The sequence below is a fragment of the Paucilactobacillus oligofermentans DSM 15707 = LMG 22743 genome (genome assembly GCF_001434315.1).
GTDB classification, from domain to species: Bacteria; Bacillota; Bacilli; order Lactobacillales; family Lactobacillaceae; genus Paucilactobacillus; species Paucilactobacillus oligofermentans.
Genome location: NZ_AZFE01000003.1, coordinates 200,872 through 215,656, shown reverse-complemented (window position 1 = coordinate 215,656; position 14,785 = coordinate 200,872). Strand labels below are relative to the sequence as shown.

Sequence of the window (14,785 nt, the reverse complement as noted above, 5' to 3'; positions counted from 1 at the left end):
CAAATCAATTTTTAATAATTAACAATGTCGTAATTATACTTAACTTCCATTCAAACTGTCAAGACATAAATAAATTAAGCTTCATTAATTTCCACAATCCAACGTTGTTCTGCCTTAGTTGAATTTAAATCACTTAAGTCATTTTCTAAGTTTGGATTAATTTTTGCCACCGTACCATTAACTGGACTTACCAAATCAGTAACGGCTTTTTCAGCCTCAACTGAAATAAATTCGCCATCAATTTTTAATTTAGCATTAACTTCTGGATAATCAATAAAACTAATTGATCCTAATTCCTCAACCCCTGAATCGCTAATCCCTATTCGACTAGTTCCGTCTGCTTGCTTTTTAAGCCAAAAATATTTGTTTGCTTCGCTCAAGATATTAACTTCCTTTCAAATAATAACTATCTAAATTGATCTTTATTACTAAACATGTATGAATGATCATGGTAGCGCATCGACATTATCATTCCCACACCAATTAAGTTTCCAATTAACGACGACCCACCAGCACTAATAAAGGGCAATGGAATCCCGGTCAAAGGTAATAGTCCAATGCTCATTCCAATATTTTCAAAGACATGGAATAGAATCATCATTACCACACCAGTTGCAATGTAAGCATAAAATTCATTTTTAGTATCAAAAGTTACTCTAATCATTTGGTAAATTAACAACAAGTACAGCAAAATTAATAGGGCCCCACCAATGAAACCAAAGTTTTCACCAATTACTGAAAAAATCATATCTGATTCACGCACCGGTACATAGACTTTGGATGTATTAAATCCGGTTCCCATAATCCCTCCGGAACCAACCGCTTTAATACTTTGCCATAGTTGATATCCATTGTTAGATGTATCTTGCGAAGGATGCAGCCAAGTATCAACTCGCGAGAATTGATAAGCTTGGAATCCAACATGTTCAAGAATAGTCCGACCATATGTAGTCGCAACTAGTGATAACGCAGTAACTCCAACAGCTACAACACTAATTACACTTGGAATAATAATTTTCCATGAAATTCCGGATACTAATAACATTCCTGCAAAAATAGCCACGAAAACCAAGGTCGTACCAAAATCATTTTGAAATTTAAGCGAAATTATAATTGGCAACACCCACAAAATCATTTTACCAATTAATTTGAAATCTGACTCAATCGTATGCGTTGGATGAGTATTATTATGAATTGTGATGACGCGACCCATCATTAAAATATATGCGGGTTTCATCACCTCTGACGGTTGGAAGGTTATCGAACCAATCGCAAACCAACTCTTAGCACCCGTACTAGCGTAATACGATCGACTATAAAAGATTAAGATGGCATACATTAAAAACATACTTAATCCAAAAATAACTGGGGCAACTTTCCATAATTGTTCAGAATCAAACTGCATAATTATCACAATTGCAATCGAACCAATCACGTACCATGCAAGCTGCATAACAACATAATGCATGACACTAGTCGAAGTTTTATCGTAATTAGCGGCCACATAAATCGATGCTAATCCAATTAATGCTAATAGTAAAACACAAAAAATAATTCCATAGTCAATCCGTGAATTTCCTTCTGATTTTTCTACTTTTCGTTGCATTAGACAACTCCTTCAATGAATAGGTATTACCCTTGATGTAAGTGATACTGTTGCAATAAAACTTCAATACCTTCATCAAATGAATGAACATTAAATTCTTCACCATCTGTTAATATGGCTGTGAACTTACCATCACTATTTTTAACTTCACCAACAATATTTTTTCCAATTAATACTTGTTGAACTTGTTTACCATCTTTAACGGCTTCTGCAATTTCAACTTCTATATTTTTATCTTTTTTTGACAAAATGTCACCTACTTAAAATTTTTATTTCGGCGCAAACTAAAATGATCCGGAACGGGATCAAATCCACCTTGCACAAATGGGTGACACCTTAATATTCGTGCCACCCCCATTATAAAGCCTCTCATTCCAAAATTTTCAACGGCTTCAATCATATAATTTGAGCATGTCGGTGTGTACCTACATGTAGCAGGTCGAAATGCTGATATTCCTGATTGATACCACTTAACGATTCGTATAATGAGTTTTGTTATCATATTAGCCTATTTTTGCATTCTTTCTAGCAATGCGCCAGCACCCTTAGCAACGTTATCTAATGGGCTCTCAGAAATTAACACCGGAACCTTTAAGAAGCTACTAAACAATTGATCAATATTTTTCAAGAGTGATGTCCCACCAGTTAGCATTACACCTCGATCAATAATATCCGAAGCTAACTCCGGTGGTACCGTTTCAAGCACTTCAATTGCACCATTAACAATTTGCATTAATGTATCATGTAATGCAGCTTCAACTTCATTTTCATCGATTTCAATTGAACGCGGCATTCCACTAACTGAATCACGCCCGCGAACTTCCATCTTTTCAGGGTTATCCGCTTTAATTGCCGTACCAAGTTTCATCTTAATATTTTCTGCTGCATGCTCTCCAATAATCAAGCCATGATTATTTTTAATATGGCTGACAATATCACTATTCATCTTGTCACCAGCAATTTTTAATGAACGACTAGAAACAATGTCACCTAATGATAGAACTGCAACGTCACTTGTTCCACCACCCATATCGATCACCATACTACCAGTTGGCCGGAAAATATCCAACCCAGCGCCAATTGCTGCCACTTTTGGCTCATATTCCAAGAATACTTTACCGCCTCCAGATTGTTCTGCAGCTTGCATAATTGCTTTACGTTCAATTTCAGTAATGTTAGTTGGTGCACAAATCATAATATTAGGTTTAGACATGAAACCTTTCACATCCAACTTATTAATAAAGTATGAAAGCATTTCTTGTGCCACATCAAAATCAGAAATAACCCCATCTTTAAGTGGTCGAATTGCTCGAATATTACTTGGAGTTCGTCCAACCATTCGATAAGCTTCCGAACCAACTGCTAGTACCTTATTAGTCTTAGTATCAATTGCAACAACTGATGGTTCATTCAATACAATTCCTTTACCTTGAACATAAATTAATACGTTGGCAGTTCCTAAATCAATCCCGATATCTTTTGCCATATTTACTTGTTACTCCCTTCAATTATCAGTCGATATTATATCATAGTTAAATACTTATTTTTCAGGTTTTAAAGCGGAATTAACATTGATGGTCACATTATCAAGATCTTGCACTCGTTTGATATCTGCACCTAAATCTCTAAGCTTTTCGTGGAAGCAGTAATAACCACGATCCAAATATTTTAAATTAGTAACTTGTGTATAGCCTTCTGCTGCTAATCCAGCTAACACAAGTGCCGCTGCTGCTCTTAAATCAGTCGCCTCGACTTCGGCACCATTTAACTTAGCAGGACCGTTTAATACAGCTGTAGACCCCTTAATCGTCACACTAGCATTCATCCGACGTAATTCATCCAAATGCATAAAGCGATTTTCAAAAACCGTTTCGTGTAAGGTTGAAACCCCATTTGCTAACAACTGCAACACTGAAATTTGTGGTTGTAAATCAGTTGGATAGCCGGGATGTGGCATTGTTGTCACGTTAGCTGGTAATAATACCGATGTTCCAATCACGCGAATACCATTGTCTTGATCAACAACGGTGACACCCATTTCTCTTAATTTAGAAATCAAAGGTAAATTATGTTCCGCAATGGCATCCTTAATCAAAATATCACCATCAGTGACTCCTGCAGCGACCATAAATGTCCCTGCTTCGATCCGATCTTGAACTACCGCATGTTCGCAACCATGTAAAAATGTAACGCCTTCAATTCTGAGTTCCTCAGTTCCAGCACCATGAACTCTTGCACCCATTTTATTTAAAATATTAGCTAAATCAACGATTTCGGGTTCACGAGCTGCGTTTTCAATTACAGTAATTCCCTGAGCCAAAGTTGCCGCCATCATAATATTTTGAGTTGCACCCACACTTGGGAAATCTAAATAGATTTGGCTTCCAATTAATTGATCAGCAAAAGCTTCAATATAGCCATCATGTTGTTCGATTTTAGCACCTAATGCCTGTAATCCTTTTAAATGTAAATCAATTGGACGAGAACCAATTGCACATCCACCAGGAAGCGCAACCTTCGCATGACCACAACGAGCCAATAATGGACCCATTACAACGATTGATGCACGCATTTTAGAAACATATTCAAATGGTGCTTGATAAGAAATATCACCAGATGCATCTAACTTCAAAACTTTATTATCTTGATCAAAATTTAATTTTACATTTAAAAATTCTAAAACACTATTCATAGTAAATACATCGGACAAGATAGGCACATTACTCAATGTAACAACCCCTTGTGACGCTAAAATAGATGCTGCTTGAATTGGCAACACCGCATTTTTAGCACCCTCAATAGTTACTTCGCCTTCGAGTTTGTTGCCACCTTTAACAATAATTTTTTCCATGAGAATTCCTCCGACGAACTTACTTCACAATATAAATAAGATTACGAATTGTATCAAAAAAAGCCATAAAAAAGCTTGCACTTGTATATCCAATCGTCACTGATAACAGGACGTTTAACAAGGGCAAAGTTTTCGGGGTTTCACGAAACAATCGTTCAATATGTAAACCTTGAATTGATTTAAAAGCAAGCCAAATAAAACTAAATTGTACAACTAAACTAATTAAGGCTTCAATTCCAATTAATTTCATGACATACTCCTTCAATTATCGTCTTCAATAATACCATAAACTATAAACATCTGCCCGTTCTTAAACAAAGCTTAAATTGTAATTTTATATAAAAAAATAAGATTGAGCCCAATTAAATGAGTTCAATCTTATTTTTAAAAGTTGATTATTTACCAGAAACTTTTAATCGGTTTATGGCACGTTTCAAAGCTACCTCTGCCCGTTTAAGTTCATCCTGATCATGCACTTCGTTCGCATGTTGGATATGCTCTTCAGCACGAGTTTTAGCACTTTGTGCACGTTCAATATCAATCTCAACAGAAGTCTCAGCACTGTCAGCTACGATGGTTGCTAAATTATTTGAAAATTCAACAAATCCACCGCAAACAGCAACTTGGTCTTCCTTATCATCACTTTGAATACGGACAGCATCAATTTTTAAAGTAGCTACGAAAGGTAAATGGTTAGCTAAAACACCCATTTCTCCGCCACCAGTTTTTAAAATCAACATTGTTGCATCATCGCGATCATACACACTTCCATCAGGAGTAACAATGGTGACTTTTAAATTATGATCAGCCATTTTATTTCCCCCTAGTTAGTTTGCATTTTTTTTGATTTAGCAATTGCATCGTCAATAGTTCCAACCAAACGGAATGCTTCTTCAGGAAGGTCATCATGCTTACCATCAAGAATTTCCTTAAATCCACTAACCGTGTCTTTAAGTGAAACATACGCACCTGGTAGACCTGTAAATTGTTCAGCCACACTAAAACTTTGTGAGAGGAAGAATTGAATACGACGTGCACGAGCAACGATCGTCTTTTCATCATCAGAAAGTTCGTCCATTCCAAGAATTGAAATAATATCTTGCAATTCATGATAACGTTGGAGTGTATGTTGAACTTCAGTTGCAATATCATAATGTTCTTGGCCCACAATTTCAGGGGTCAAGGCAGTTGATGTTGATGCCAAAGGATCAACGGCTGGATAGATACCTTGTTGAGTCAAGGCACGTTCCAAGTTAGTTGTAGCGTCCAAATGGGCGAAAGTAGTTGCAGGAGCAGGATCGGTATAATCATCAGCAGGGACATATACAGCTTGAATCGAAGTAATTGAACCCTTCTTAGTTGATGTAATCCGTTCTTGTAACTGACCCATTTCGGTTGCTAAAGTTGGTTGATATCCCACGGCTGACGGAATCCGTCCAAGCAAGGCAGAAACTTCTGACCCAGCTTGTGTAAACCGGAAAATATTATCAATAAACAATAGCACGTCTTGACCTTTAACATCACGGAAATATTCCGCAATCGTTAAACCAGTCAAGGCAACACGCATACGGGCCCCAGGTGGCTCGTTCATTTGACCATAGACCATGGCCGTTTTTTCAAGAACACCTGATTCTTTCATTTCATAGTACATATCATTACCTTCACGAGTACGTTCACCGACACCCGTAAAGACTGAGATACCATTGTGTCCCTGTGCAATATTATGAATTAGTTCTTGAATTAGAACCGTCTTCCCAACACCGGCACCACCGAACAGACCAATTTTACCACCACGAACATAAGGAGCAAGTAAATCAATAACTTTGATACCTGTCTCCAAAACCTCTGTGGCATTGTTTAATTCGTCATATTCAGGAGCATCACGATGGATAGGATTACGTTCAGCATCAGCACTAAATTCCGCACCGCCATCAATTGTATTTCCTAAGACATTGAACATTCGACCTAATGTGTCATCACCAACTGGAACACTTATTGATTGTTCAGTATTGATAACTTCCATACCACGTTGTAGTCCATCAGTAGCATCCATGGCGATTGTTCTAACAACTCCATCACCCAATTCAAGGGCAACTTCAACTGTTAAAGCATTACCATCAGCTAACTTAATATCAAGCGCAGTATTAATATTAGGTAGATTGCTGTCCAAGGGGAATTCAACATCAACGACAGGTCCGATAACTTGTACAACTTTACCAGAACTCATTTTGTTGTTTCCTCCTATTTTTTAGATTTATTCAAGTGCTACTTGACCACCGACAATTTCAGTAATTTCGGTAGTAATCGCAGCTTGACGCGCACGGTTATATTTAAGTTCAAGTGAACCAATAACATCCCCGGCATTATCTGAAGCAGCACGCATCGCGTTTGAACTTGATGCATGTTCAGATGTTTTCGCATCTAAAATTGCTCCATAAACTTTGCTCTCAGCATATTGTGGTAATACAACTGAGAAAATATCATCTTCCGAAGGTTCAAAATCATAAGCTGGACTTACTTGATCAGCATTCTCGGCTTCTTTCGAATCGACAATGTCACCAAGAGTTTCTTCAGAAATCGGTAACATTTGTGAAACTTCCACTTCAGAAGAAATACGATTAACGTAATGGCTATGAACCACATACAACTGATCGTAAACTTCATTACTGTACATTTCAGTTACCGTTTTAACAATTTCTCTTACTTCTTCAAACTTAGGAACATCGTTGACACCTGTATATTCATAAGCAACATTCATTTGACGCTTAGTAAAAAATTCTGTTCCAGTATTACCAATCGTTAGGAACACACTATTATCAGCGTTCAAATCATGTTCGTTCATAAAATCTAGTGTAGATTTAATAACATTACTGTTATAACTACCAACAAGTCCTCGATCAGAAGTGATAACTAATATTCCAGTTTTTTTAACCGGACGTTGAGTTAACAATGGAGAAACGGAAGAAGCTTGACCAGCAGATGAAGAACCGAAAGCATGAGATTGTGCAAGATGCGCTATAACTGACTCTACTTTAGCCGCGTATATTTGATACGTAGTTGTGTGATGTTGAATTTGATTCAACTTTGAAGTTGAAACCATTTGCATCGCAGAAGTAATTTGTCGAGTATTTTTAGTTGAAACGATTTTACGTTTAACGATTGCTAGTGATGCAGGCACTGAATCTCACCGTCCTTTCCTACTGGTTAAGTCTTATTTTGCAGCTTCTTTACTACCTTGAAATGATTCAGAGAATTCTTTAATTGCATTATAGAATCCATCACCTTCAGGTAATTTAGAAGTACTTGTAATTTCATCAAGAATTTCTTGATGGTTACCAGTCATGTAACTGAATAATTCACTTTCATAACGTTGGATATCTTCGATCTTAATTGCATCAATGAATCCTTTACCTAAAGCAAATAATGTTACAACTTGTTGTTCAACAGTTTCAGGTTGGTGTAAGCCTTGCTTCAATACTTCAACTGTTCGAGCTCCACGATTTAATTTAGATTGTGTTGATGTATCTAAATCAGAACCAAATTGAGCAAACGATGCAAGTTCAGTATATGATGCTAAGTCCAAACGTAATGTTCCTGAAACCTTTTTCATAGCCTTAATTTGTGCATCTCCACCAACCCGTGAAACTGAAGTTCCGGCATCAATGGCAGGACGAGTACCAGCATAGAATAAATCTGAATCCAAGAAGATTTGTCCATCAGTGATGGAAATAACATTCGTTGGAATATATGCTGACACATCACCAGCTTGTGTCTGAATAATTGGAAGGGCAGTCATTGAACCACCACCTAATTCATCTGACAACTTAGCTGCACGTTCAAGTAAACGTGAATGGGTATAGAAAATATCACCAGGATAAGCTTCACGCCCTGGAGGACGACGAAGAATCAATGATAGTTCACGATATGCATCAGCTTGCTTTGTCAAATCATCATACACGATCAGAACATGCTTGCCATTAAACATAAATTCTTCACCCATAGCAGCACCCGTATAAGGGGCAATATACAATAGTGGAGCTGGATCAGATGGTCCAGCAGAAACTACGATTGTATAATCCATTGCGCCATAACGACGTAATGTTTCTACTTGGCTACGAACCGTTGATTCTTTTTGTCCAATTGCAACATAGATACAAATCATATCTTGATCTTTTTGGTTAATGATTGCATCCATGGCAATTGATGTTTTACCAGTTTTACGGTCTCCGATAATCAACTCACGCTGACCACGACCAATAGGAACAAGAGCATCAATAACTTTGATACCTGTTTGTAATGGTTCGAAGACACTCTTACGTTGCATAACTCCTGGTGCTTTTCTTTCAACAGGACGAGTCTTGTCAGTCTTGATTTCACCATTACCATCGATTGGACGACCCAATGGATCAACCACGCGACCTAATAATGCATCACCAACAGGAACTTCCATGATACGACCAGTACGCTTGACACTGTTACCTTCACGAATACCAGTAAAATCACCTAGAACAACGATACCAACATCGTTGCTTTCAAGGTTTTGGACCATTCCAAATACGCCATTGTCAAATTCGAGCAACTCACCAGCCATTGCATTATCTAACCCGTGAGCACGGGCGATACCATCACCAACATACGTAACAGTTCCTGTTTCTTCAACAGATAATTGTTCTTGGTAATTAGCCAATTGTTGTTTGATGAGTGAACTGATTTCCTCAGCCTTAATGCTCATAAAAGTCTCACCTCTTTAAATTAAATGTTATTACAATAGTAAACGACGAACTTGTTCAATTCTAGAACTGATACTACCGTCTAGAATTTCTTTATCAGTACGTACAATTACGCCACCAATAATTGAATCATCAATACGTTTACTTACGACAACTTCTTTAGCATTTACACGTAAAGCAAGTTGCTTAGTTAATTTTTCTATTTGTGAATCATCAAGTTCTACCGCAGATATTACTTCTGCATGAACTCTTCCAATTTTTGAATCATAACGTCGCTCAAACTCATCAATAATTGCGACCATTTCATTCATGCGGCCGTAATCAAAAACCATTTGAATCAAGTTACTGACCACTGGAGAAGCTCCATTAGTCAAAGCTTGAATTAATGATTGCTTTTCTTGAAGTGATAATTCAGCACCAGTTAAAACTGAAGTTAAAGTATCATTTGCTTTAAAGGCTTCACGTAATTGCGTTAACTCTTCAAGCGTTGCGTCAAGTTGATCTTGTTCAACGACTAATTCAAACATTGCTTTCGCATAACGTTTTGCAATTGTCATCTTATCAAGACTCATTATTCTTTACCCAACCCTTCAATATAAGAATCAATCAAAGCTTTTTGATCACTGGCACTAAGCTCTTTGTGAATGATTTTAGAAGCAATTTCAATAGACAAGTTTGCAACATCGTCTTTAGCACTCTTTAATGCATCTTCACGAGCTTGTTCAGCATCATGTTGACCATTTTCTTTAAGTGCTTGTGCCTCGTTTTGTGCTGTTGTAATGATTTGCGTCCGTTGGCTTTCACCACTTTGCTTAGCATTACCTACAATTGTAGCTGCTTCTGATCGAGAGTTCTGAAGTTCTGATTCACGTTTTTCAGCAAGCTTAGTTGCTTCTTCACGTGATGTTTCAGCACTATCAATATCATTAGCAATTTTATCAGCACGATCTTGCATCATCTTGACAACTGGACCCCAGGCGAACTTTTTAACTAATAACATTAAAATTACTAATGATACTATGTAAAAGATCATGTCTCCGACGTACAAGCTATTCGATTCAGCTAAAACGCTTTGTGCAAACATCCTATCGTTACCTCCTTATATAATATTAAAAAAATTATTACTTGTTCATAACCATAAAGGCGATAACGATAGCCAAGATAGGCATAGCTTCAATCAAACCAACACCCAAGAACATAGTTCCTTGAAGTTTACCAGATAATTCTGGTTGGCGTGACATTCCTGAAATAGTGTTTCCGATAACAAGACCGTTACCAACACCGGCACCTACAGCGGCACCCATCGCAGCGATTCCTGCAGCAATTGCTCCCATTGTTAAATCCTCCTTAAAATGTGTTATTCCTCAGCAATTTTGTGAGAAATATAAACTGACGTTAATGTTACAAAGACGTATGCTTGAATTGCACCGATGAAGACTGAGAATCCTTGCCATAAAACCGACAACGGTAATGCATAAATCACTCCGAGTGATAAATGACCGTCTGGTAAAGCAAGACCTGCAATCATCTTCATTAACAATTCACCTGCATAAATATTACCAAAGAGACGAAGACCGAGTGTTAAGAAATTACCAAACTCTTCGAAAAGATTGATTGGTAGTAATAACGCATAAGGTTTTACATATCCTTTTAGATACTTAAAAATTCCTTTTTGCGCTACCCCAACAAAATGAGTCAGTACCATGATTGAAAATGATAATGTCATCGTGATAACTGGATCTGCTGTTGGACTCCGTAATAACTCATGTCCACCCCATCCAAATTGAAGTATTAGTCCAAATTGGTTTGCAACGAAAATAAAAATGAACAAGAAAAATCCTAAGAAACTATACCTTGGCGCAAATTCTGCTGGCATTTGTCCTTGAACTATTCCGTTCGTGAAATCAACAAACCATTCCAAGACATTCTGTTTACCAGTTGGTTTCATTGTTAATTTTCTAGATAACCAGAATAACAAGAAAAACACAATTGCAAATACAGCAAGCCCGGAAAGAACGTTCGTCCAGTTGAACATGAGGCCGAAAAGCTTAAAAGTATAAGCGTCACCACCCATGTACATTCCACCTCTTTTCTTTATAACTGTTAATTTTAGTTCTTAATATAGTGAGTTGACAGCTTGAAGATTCTATCAATAATACATTATTTGACAGCTCAAAATACATAAAACGATATTACCACCATTTGAGGTAAAATTCAAAGGTATTTATCAAAAAAGACACATCATTGATAATGTGTCTTACTGTGCATGAGAACAACGTTTATTGATTGTTTTGTTTTTCACTGGCTGCCTCTTCAGGTAGGACTAAATTCAAGATGATTCCCAAAACCGCTGCAACAGCAAGCCCAGAGAATTGATATTGCCCTAATTGTAGGTAGGCATTGCCAATCCCAATAACTAAAATTGTTGAGCCAATCATCAAATTTCTTTTCTTATCAAAATCAACTTTTTTATCAATTAATACCCGCAGACCACTTGAAGCAATTACTCCAAATAAAAGAAATGAAATCCCACCAATTACTGGACTAGGAATTGATTCAATTAGTGCACTTAATTTGCCAACAAAACTAAACACAATTGCAAAAAAAGCAGCCCCTCCAAGCACATAAACACTGTGAACTTTAGTAATTGCTAATACGCCAATATTTTCACCGTAACTAGTCACCGGTGGTCCACCAACAAAGCCTGCAATAATTGATGCCGTTCCATCACCGGCTAATGTTCGATTTAAACCAGGATTTTTAAAAAAATTACGGCCCGTTAATTGATTTAAAACCATGATATGCCCCAAATGCTCAGTCATCGTTACAAAGGCAATTGGTGCCATACTTAAGATTGCACCCCAATAAAATTCTGGTGTATACGAAACAAACGGAACTTGAAATGATGGTAACTGAAACCAATTTGCTTTCATAACCGGTGTAAAATCCACTAATCCAAAAACCACCGCCATTAAATAGCCAAATACAATTCCTAACAAAATTGGAATTAAGCCTAAAAATCCTTTTAGATACATATTAAAACCAATCGTAACTAGTAATGTAATTAATGCAACCACGAACAATTTAATATCATATTCACCTGCTGCATTTAACGTGGCATCTTTAGCTGCTGTACCGGCAAGCGACAATCCAATCACCATTACAATTGGTCCCACAATAATCGGTGGTAAAACCTTATCAATCCAATCCGATCCAAAGAAGTTAACAATCAAAGCAACAATTAAATATACTGCCCCAACTGCAATCGTCCCTTGAGCAATTGCAGGATATCCTGCGGCTTTCATCAGAGCTAACATGGGCACAATAAACGAAAAACTCGATCCCATATATGCTGGAATTTTTCCCTTAGTGATTAAAATGTATAATAACGTTCCAACGCCCGAACTAAATAATGCAATCCCCGGATTTAATCCAACTAAAATTGGTACCAATACCGTTGACCCAAACATTGAAAACATATGTTGAATCGATAATCCCAACCATTGACCCAATTTAGGCCGATCATGAATATCTAACACGACTTGTTTCTTATCCATCGTAATCCTCCTTATAAATAAAAAAGCCTTTAAACCCGCAAGGATTTAAAGGCAACAAGGATATACTAAATTCCACTGTCTCCTTTGGCGGCCTCACGGGACCACATTAAAAGGACTCTTATGTTGTCATCTATCGTATCGATTTATTTAATCATTGTCAACGAATTTCTTATGTCTTTGATGTGTCATAACCAAAGTCGTTAACGGAATCGTAATAATAACTCCAATGAACGAAATAAAAATCATAATTAATTCAGAAACAAAAATTTTATTATTCATAATCTCTCCAAATGAATAATTAAGACCCATGAACCAAATAAATAACGCTAAAAAGCCACCAAAAAAGCCAAAGAAGAGCGTATTAAACGTTGTACCTAAAATTGATTCACCAATTGACATTCCATTCGCCATTAACTGACGATTAGTTAAATGTGGATGCTGACTTATAACTTCGGTTAAACCAGCTGAAATTGCAATTGATGCTTCCGCAATTGCTCCTAATGTACTTAAAACAGTTGTTGTCACTGAAATTTGTAAAAAGTTCATGCCAATATATAATGACATTCCTTCTAGTGCATCGGAATCTTCTGCACCGAATCCTTGAACCATCGCAAAATGTTCAATTGGAACAATTATGCTTAATAGAATTAATAATACGATTAGCGAGGCATAAAAAGCGGTCTGTGTCGTTAGCAAATCGTCGTCACCCATAAAAATCGTGATTGCTAAAATAACAATCCCAATTCCTAAGGTCACCAAAAAAGGCGAAACGTGAAATGCAATTAGGATAACTGCAAAGAACAAAAAGCCAAAGTTAAGTATTAAACTCATAAAAGCTTTCCACCCTTGTTTACCACCGATAATTAACATTAAAATTAAGAGCACTAAGCCTAAAGCTGTAATTGTTGTCATACTGATTGCCGCCTTCCTAATAATAATGCAGCCAATCCACTAGCAACCGGAATTGCCAGTACAATGCCAATTCCACTAATTAAACTCTGAACGGTTCCCAAGCTCATATTCATTGCAAATGTATAACCCCAAGAATTACCATTTTTAATGTACAACAAAGTTGAAATAAAAGTATCCGTCATAAAAATTAAAAATAGTACATTTACTAATGGACCCATAATTGATTGTCCAACTTTGCGACCCGATAAAAATAATTGTCCCCGACTGATATTTGGGTCAATACTTTTTAGCTCAAATAAAGTAGCGACGATATCCGTTGATTCATCCATAACTGCCCCTAATGATCCTAGCAAGGTTTCTGCTAAAAAAAGAGGTCTGGGAACCTGAGTTACATATTCCATTGACTCATAATAAATTCCTTTTTCATGAGTTAATGCAAAAACAGCCAGACTAATTAAAATAGAAATACCGGTACCTAGTATCGTTGCCCCTAAAGTGGCCAGCATTCGCTTACTAGGCCCCAGCACTAGTAATAAGGTTAGAACTGAAAAAACAACCGCTAAGGTGCCAAAAATGGCCATTACGTGGTTCCCTTGCCAATGCAAGTCCAATTTAACAGCAAAAATAAATAGCACCGCATTTAAAATAACACTAAGCAAAGCCATTGACCCCTTAAAAGCCATTGACATCATTAACAGACAGACGACTATCCAAGCTAAAAATACTAACACATAGTCTCGTTTAAAGCCTTGAATGGTTCCACCTAGTTTCCCATCATAGTGATGGAGCTTTACAAAGATTTGATCATTAACTTTATATTTTTGATCTGCTGCTTGTGAATCAGAATATTCATTTTTAATAGTAATGTCTTGCCCTTTTTTATTTCCATTTAATATATGCAAAGTTAATTTTTGTTGAGTTACTTGGTCTTTATTCTTAAAAGTATCCACTTGTTTTTGTGGCTTATCAGTTGCAACTTTCGTAACTTTAGCAATTGTATCGTGATAAAACATTTGATTATGATTAACAAACCACATGGAGCAGCCACCAATAATTAGTAGCACGATTAAAATAACTATTTTTTTATTTGTAAACCATTGTTTAAGTATCTTCATGCTACTCCTCCTAC

At 36.8% G+C, this 14,785-nt stretch carries 18 protein-coding genes; all 18 read right to left on the bottom strand.

The features are described from left to right. Positions 1 to 74: 74 nt before the first annotated feature. Complete coding sequence (locus FC70_RS01900) at positions 75 to 380, bottom strand: glycine cleavage system H family protein (protein ID WP_057889348.1); 306 nt, start codon at positions 378 to 380, stop codon at positions 75 to 77. Between the two features lie 26 nt (positions 381 to 406). Continuing rightward, positions 407 to 1,606, bottom strand: coding sequence for an FtsW/RodA/SpoVE family cell cycle protein (locus FC70_RS01895; RefSeq protein WP_057889347.1), 1,200 nt, complete (start codon positions 1,604 to 1,606; stop codon positions 407 to 409). A gap of 26 nt (positions 1,607 to 1,632) precedes the next feature. Then, positions 1,633 to 1,854 carry a DUF2969 domain-containing protein gene (locus tag FC70_RS01890; protein WP_057889346.1) on the bottom strand — a complete coding sequence of 74 codons (222 nt, stop codon included), beginning with the start codon at positions 1,852 to 1,854 and terminating at the stop codon, positions 1,633 to 1,635. An 8-nt stretch (positions 1,855 to 1,862) separates the two neighbouring features. Then, positions 1,863 to 2,108, bottom strand: a complete 246-nt coding sequence (yidD, locus tag FC70_RS09080) for a membrane protein insertion efficiency factor YidD (protein ID WP_420835977.1) — start codon at positions 2,106 to 2,108, stop codon at positions 1,863 to 1,865. A 6-nt stretch (positions 2,109 to 2,114) separates the two neighbouring features. Next, a complete protein-coding gene (mreB, locus tag FC70_RS01885; RefSeq protein ID WP_057889345.1) occupies positions 2,115 to 3,092 on the bottom strand; it encodes a rod shape-determining protein in 978 nt (325 codons plus the stop codon). A gap of 54 nt (positions 3,093 to 3,146) precedes the next feature. Beyond that, entirely contained in the window at positions 3,147 to 4,457 is a 1,311-nt protein-coding gene (murA, locus tag FC70_RS01880; protein ID WP_057889344.1) for a UDP-N-acetylglucosamine 1-carboxyvinyltransferase, read from the bottom strand. 19 nt (positions 4,458 to 4,476) lie between these two features. Next, positions 4,477 to 4,707, bottom strand: coding sequence for a DUF1146 family protein (locus tag FC70_RS01875; protein WP_057889343.1), 231 nt, complete (start codon positions 4,705 to 4,707; stop codon positions 4,477 to 4,479). 145 nt (positions 4,708 to 4,852) lie between these two features. Continuing rightward, entirely contained in the window at positions 4,853 to 5,269 is a 417-nt protein-coding gene (locus tag FC70_RS01870; protein ID WP_057889342.1) for a F0F1 ATP synthase subunit epsilon, read from the bottom strand. Positions 5,270 to 5,280: 11 nt separating this feature from the next. Next, entirely contained in the window at positions 5,281 to 6,684 is a 1,404-nt protein-coding gene (atpD, locus tag FC70_RS01865; RefSeq protein ID WP_057889341.1) for a F0F1 ATP synthase subunit beta, read from the bottom strand. A gap of 27 nt (positions 6,685 to 6,711) precedes the next feature. Continuing rightward, the gene (locus FC70_RS01860; protein ID WP_057889340.1) at positions 6,712 to 7,635 is read right to left on the bottom strand and encodes a F0F1 ATP synthase subunit gamma; all 924 of its coding nucleotides are present in this window, start codon (positions 7,633 to 7,635) and stop codon (positions 6,712 to 6,714) included. Between the two features lie 33 nt (positions 7,636 to 7,668). Next, positions 7,669 to 9,189 carry a F0F1 ATP synthase subunit alpha gene (atpA, locus tag FC70_RS01855; protein ID WP_057889339.1) on the bottom strand — a complete coding sequence of 507 codons (1,521 nt, stop codon included), beginning with the start codon at positions 9,187 to 9,189 and terminating at the stop codon, positions 7,669 to 7,671. A gap of 30 nt (positions 9,190 to 9,219) precedes the next feature. Further along, positions 9,220 to 9,759: an ATP synthase F1 subunit delta gene (gene atpH, locus FC70_RS01850; RefSeq protein ID WP_057889338.1), complete on the bottom strand. Its 540-nt coding sequence runs from the start codon at positions 9,757 to 9,759 to the stop codon at positions 9,220 to 9,222. Then, positions 9,759 to 10,271, bottom strand: coding sequence for a F0F1 ATP synthase subunit B (gene atpF, locus FC70_RS01845; protein ID WP_057889337.1), 513 nt, complete (start codon positions 10,269 to 10,271; stop codon positions 9,759 to 9,761). The genes atpH and atpF overlap by 1 nt, the downstream gene beginning before the upstream one ends. 37 nt (positions 10,272 to 10,308) lie before the next feature. Next, complete coding sequence (gene atpE, locus FC70_RS01840; RefSeq protein WP_057889336.1) at positions 10,309 to 10,521, bottom strand: F0F1 ATP synthase subunit C; 213 nt, start codon at positions 10,519 to 10,521, stop codon at positions 10,309 to 10,311. 23 nt (positions 10,522 to 10,544) lie between these two features. Beyond that, positions 10,545 to 11,261 (bottom strand): F0F1 ATP synthase subunit A, encoded by a 717-nt coding sequence (gene atpB, locus FC70_RS01835; RefSeq protein ID WP_057889335.1) that lies wholly within the window; start codon positions 11,259 to 11,261, stop codon positions 10,545 to 10,547. Positions 11,262 to 11,466: 205 nt separating this feature from the next. Next, positions 11,467 to 12,744: a uracil permease gene (uraA, locus tag FC70_RS01830; protein ID WP_057889334.1), complete on the bottom strand. Its 1,278-nt coding sequence runs from the start codon at positions 12,742 to 12,744 to the stop codon at positions 11,467 to 11,469. 147 nt (positions 12,745 to 12,891) lie between these two features. Next, positions 12,892 to 13,656, bottom strand: coding sequence for a YibE/F family protein (locus FC70_RS01825; protein ID WP_057889333.1), 765 nt, complete (start codon positions 13,654 to 13,656; stop codon positions 12,892 to 12,894). Further along, positions 13,653 to 14,765 carry a YibE/F family protein gene (locus FC70_RS01820; protein WP_057889437.1) on the bottom strand — a complete coding sequence of 371 codons (1,113 nt, stop codon included), beginning with the start codon at positions 14,763 to 14,765 and terminating at the stop codon, positions 13,653 to 13,655. Before FC70_RS01820 ends, FC70_RS01825 begins: the two co-directional genes overlap by 4 nt. Between the last annotated feature and the right edge of the window lie 20 nt (positions 14,766 to 14,785).

Bases quoted from the DNA above. Each gene is read 5' to 3' on its own strand.
- yidD (WP_420835977.1), bottom strand. From the start codon at position 2,108: ATGATAACAAAACTCATTATACGAATCGTTAAGTGGTATCAATCAGGA.
- atpA (WP_057889339.1), bottom strand. From the start codon at position 9,189: ATGAGCATTAAGGCTGAGGAAATCAGTTCACTCATCAAACAACAATTG.
- mreB (WP_057889345.1), bottom strand. From the start codon at position 3,092: ATGGCAAAAGATATCGGGATTGATTTAGGAACTGCCAACGTATTAATT.
- atpD (WP_057889341.1), bottom strand. From the start codon at position 6,684: ATGAGTTCTGGTAAAGTTGTACAAGTTATCGGACCTGTCGTTGATGTT.
- murA (WP_057889344.1), bottom strand. From the start codon at position 4,457: ATGGAAAAAATTATTGTTAAAGGTGGCAACAAACTCGAAGGCGAAGTA.
- FC70_RS01825 (WP_057889333.1), bottom strand. From the start codon at position 13,656: ATGACAACAATTACAGCTTTAGGCTTAGTGCTCTTAATTTTAATGTTA.
- uraA (WP_057889334.1), bottom strand. From the start codon at position 12,744: ATGGATAAGAAACAAGTCGTGTTAGATATTCATGATCGGCCTAAATTG.
- FC70_RS01875 (WP_057889343.1), bottom strand. From the start codon at position 4,707: ATGAAATTAATTGGAATTGAAGCCTTAATTAGTTTAGTTGTACAATTT.
- FC70_RS01895 (WP_057889347.1), bottom strand. From the start codon at position 1,606: ATGCAACGAAAAGTAGAAAAATCAGAAGGAAATTCACGGATTGACTAT.
- atpB (WP_057889335.1), bottom strand. From the start codon at position 11,261: ATGGGTGGTGACGCTTATACTTTTAAGCTTTTCGGCCTCATGTTCAAC.
- atpF (WP_057889337.1), bottom strand. From the start codon at position 10,271: ATGTTTGCACAAAGCGTTTTAGCTGAATCGAATAGCTTGTACGTCGGA.
- atpH (WP_057889338.1), bottom strand. From the start codon at position 9,759: ATGAGTCTTGATAAGATGACAATTGCAAAACGTTATGCGAAAGCAATG.
- FC70_RS01870 (WP_057889342.1), bottom strand. From the start codon at position 5,269: ATGGCTGATCATAATTTAAAAGTCACCATTGTTACTCCTGATGGAAGT.
- atpE (WP_057889336.1), bottom strand. From the start codon at position 10,521: ATGGGAGCAATTGCTGCAGGAATCGCTGCGATGGGTGCCGCTGTAGGT.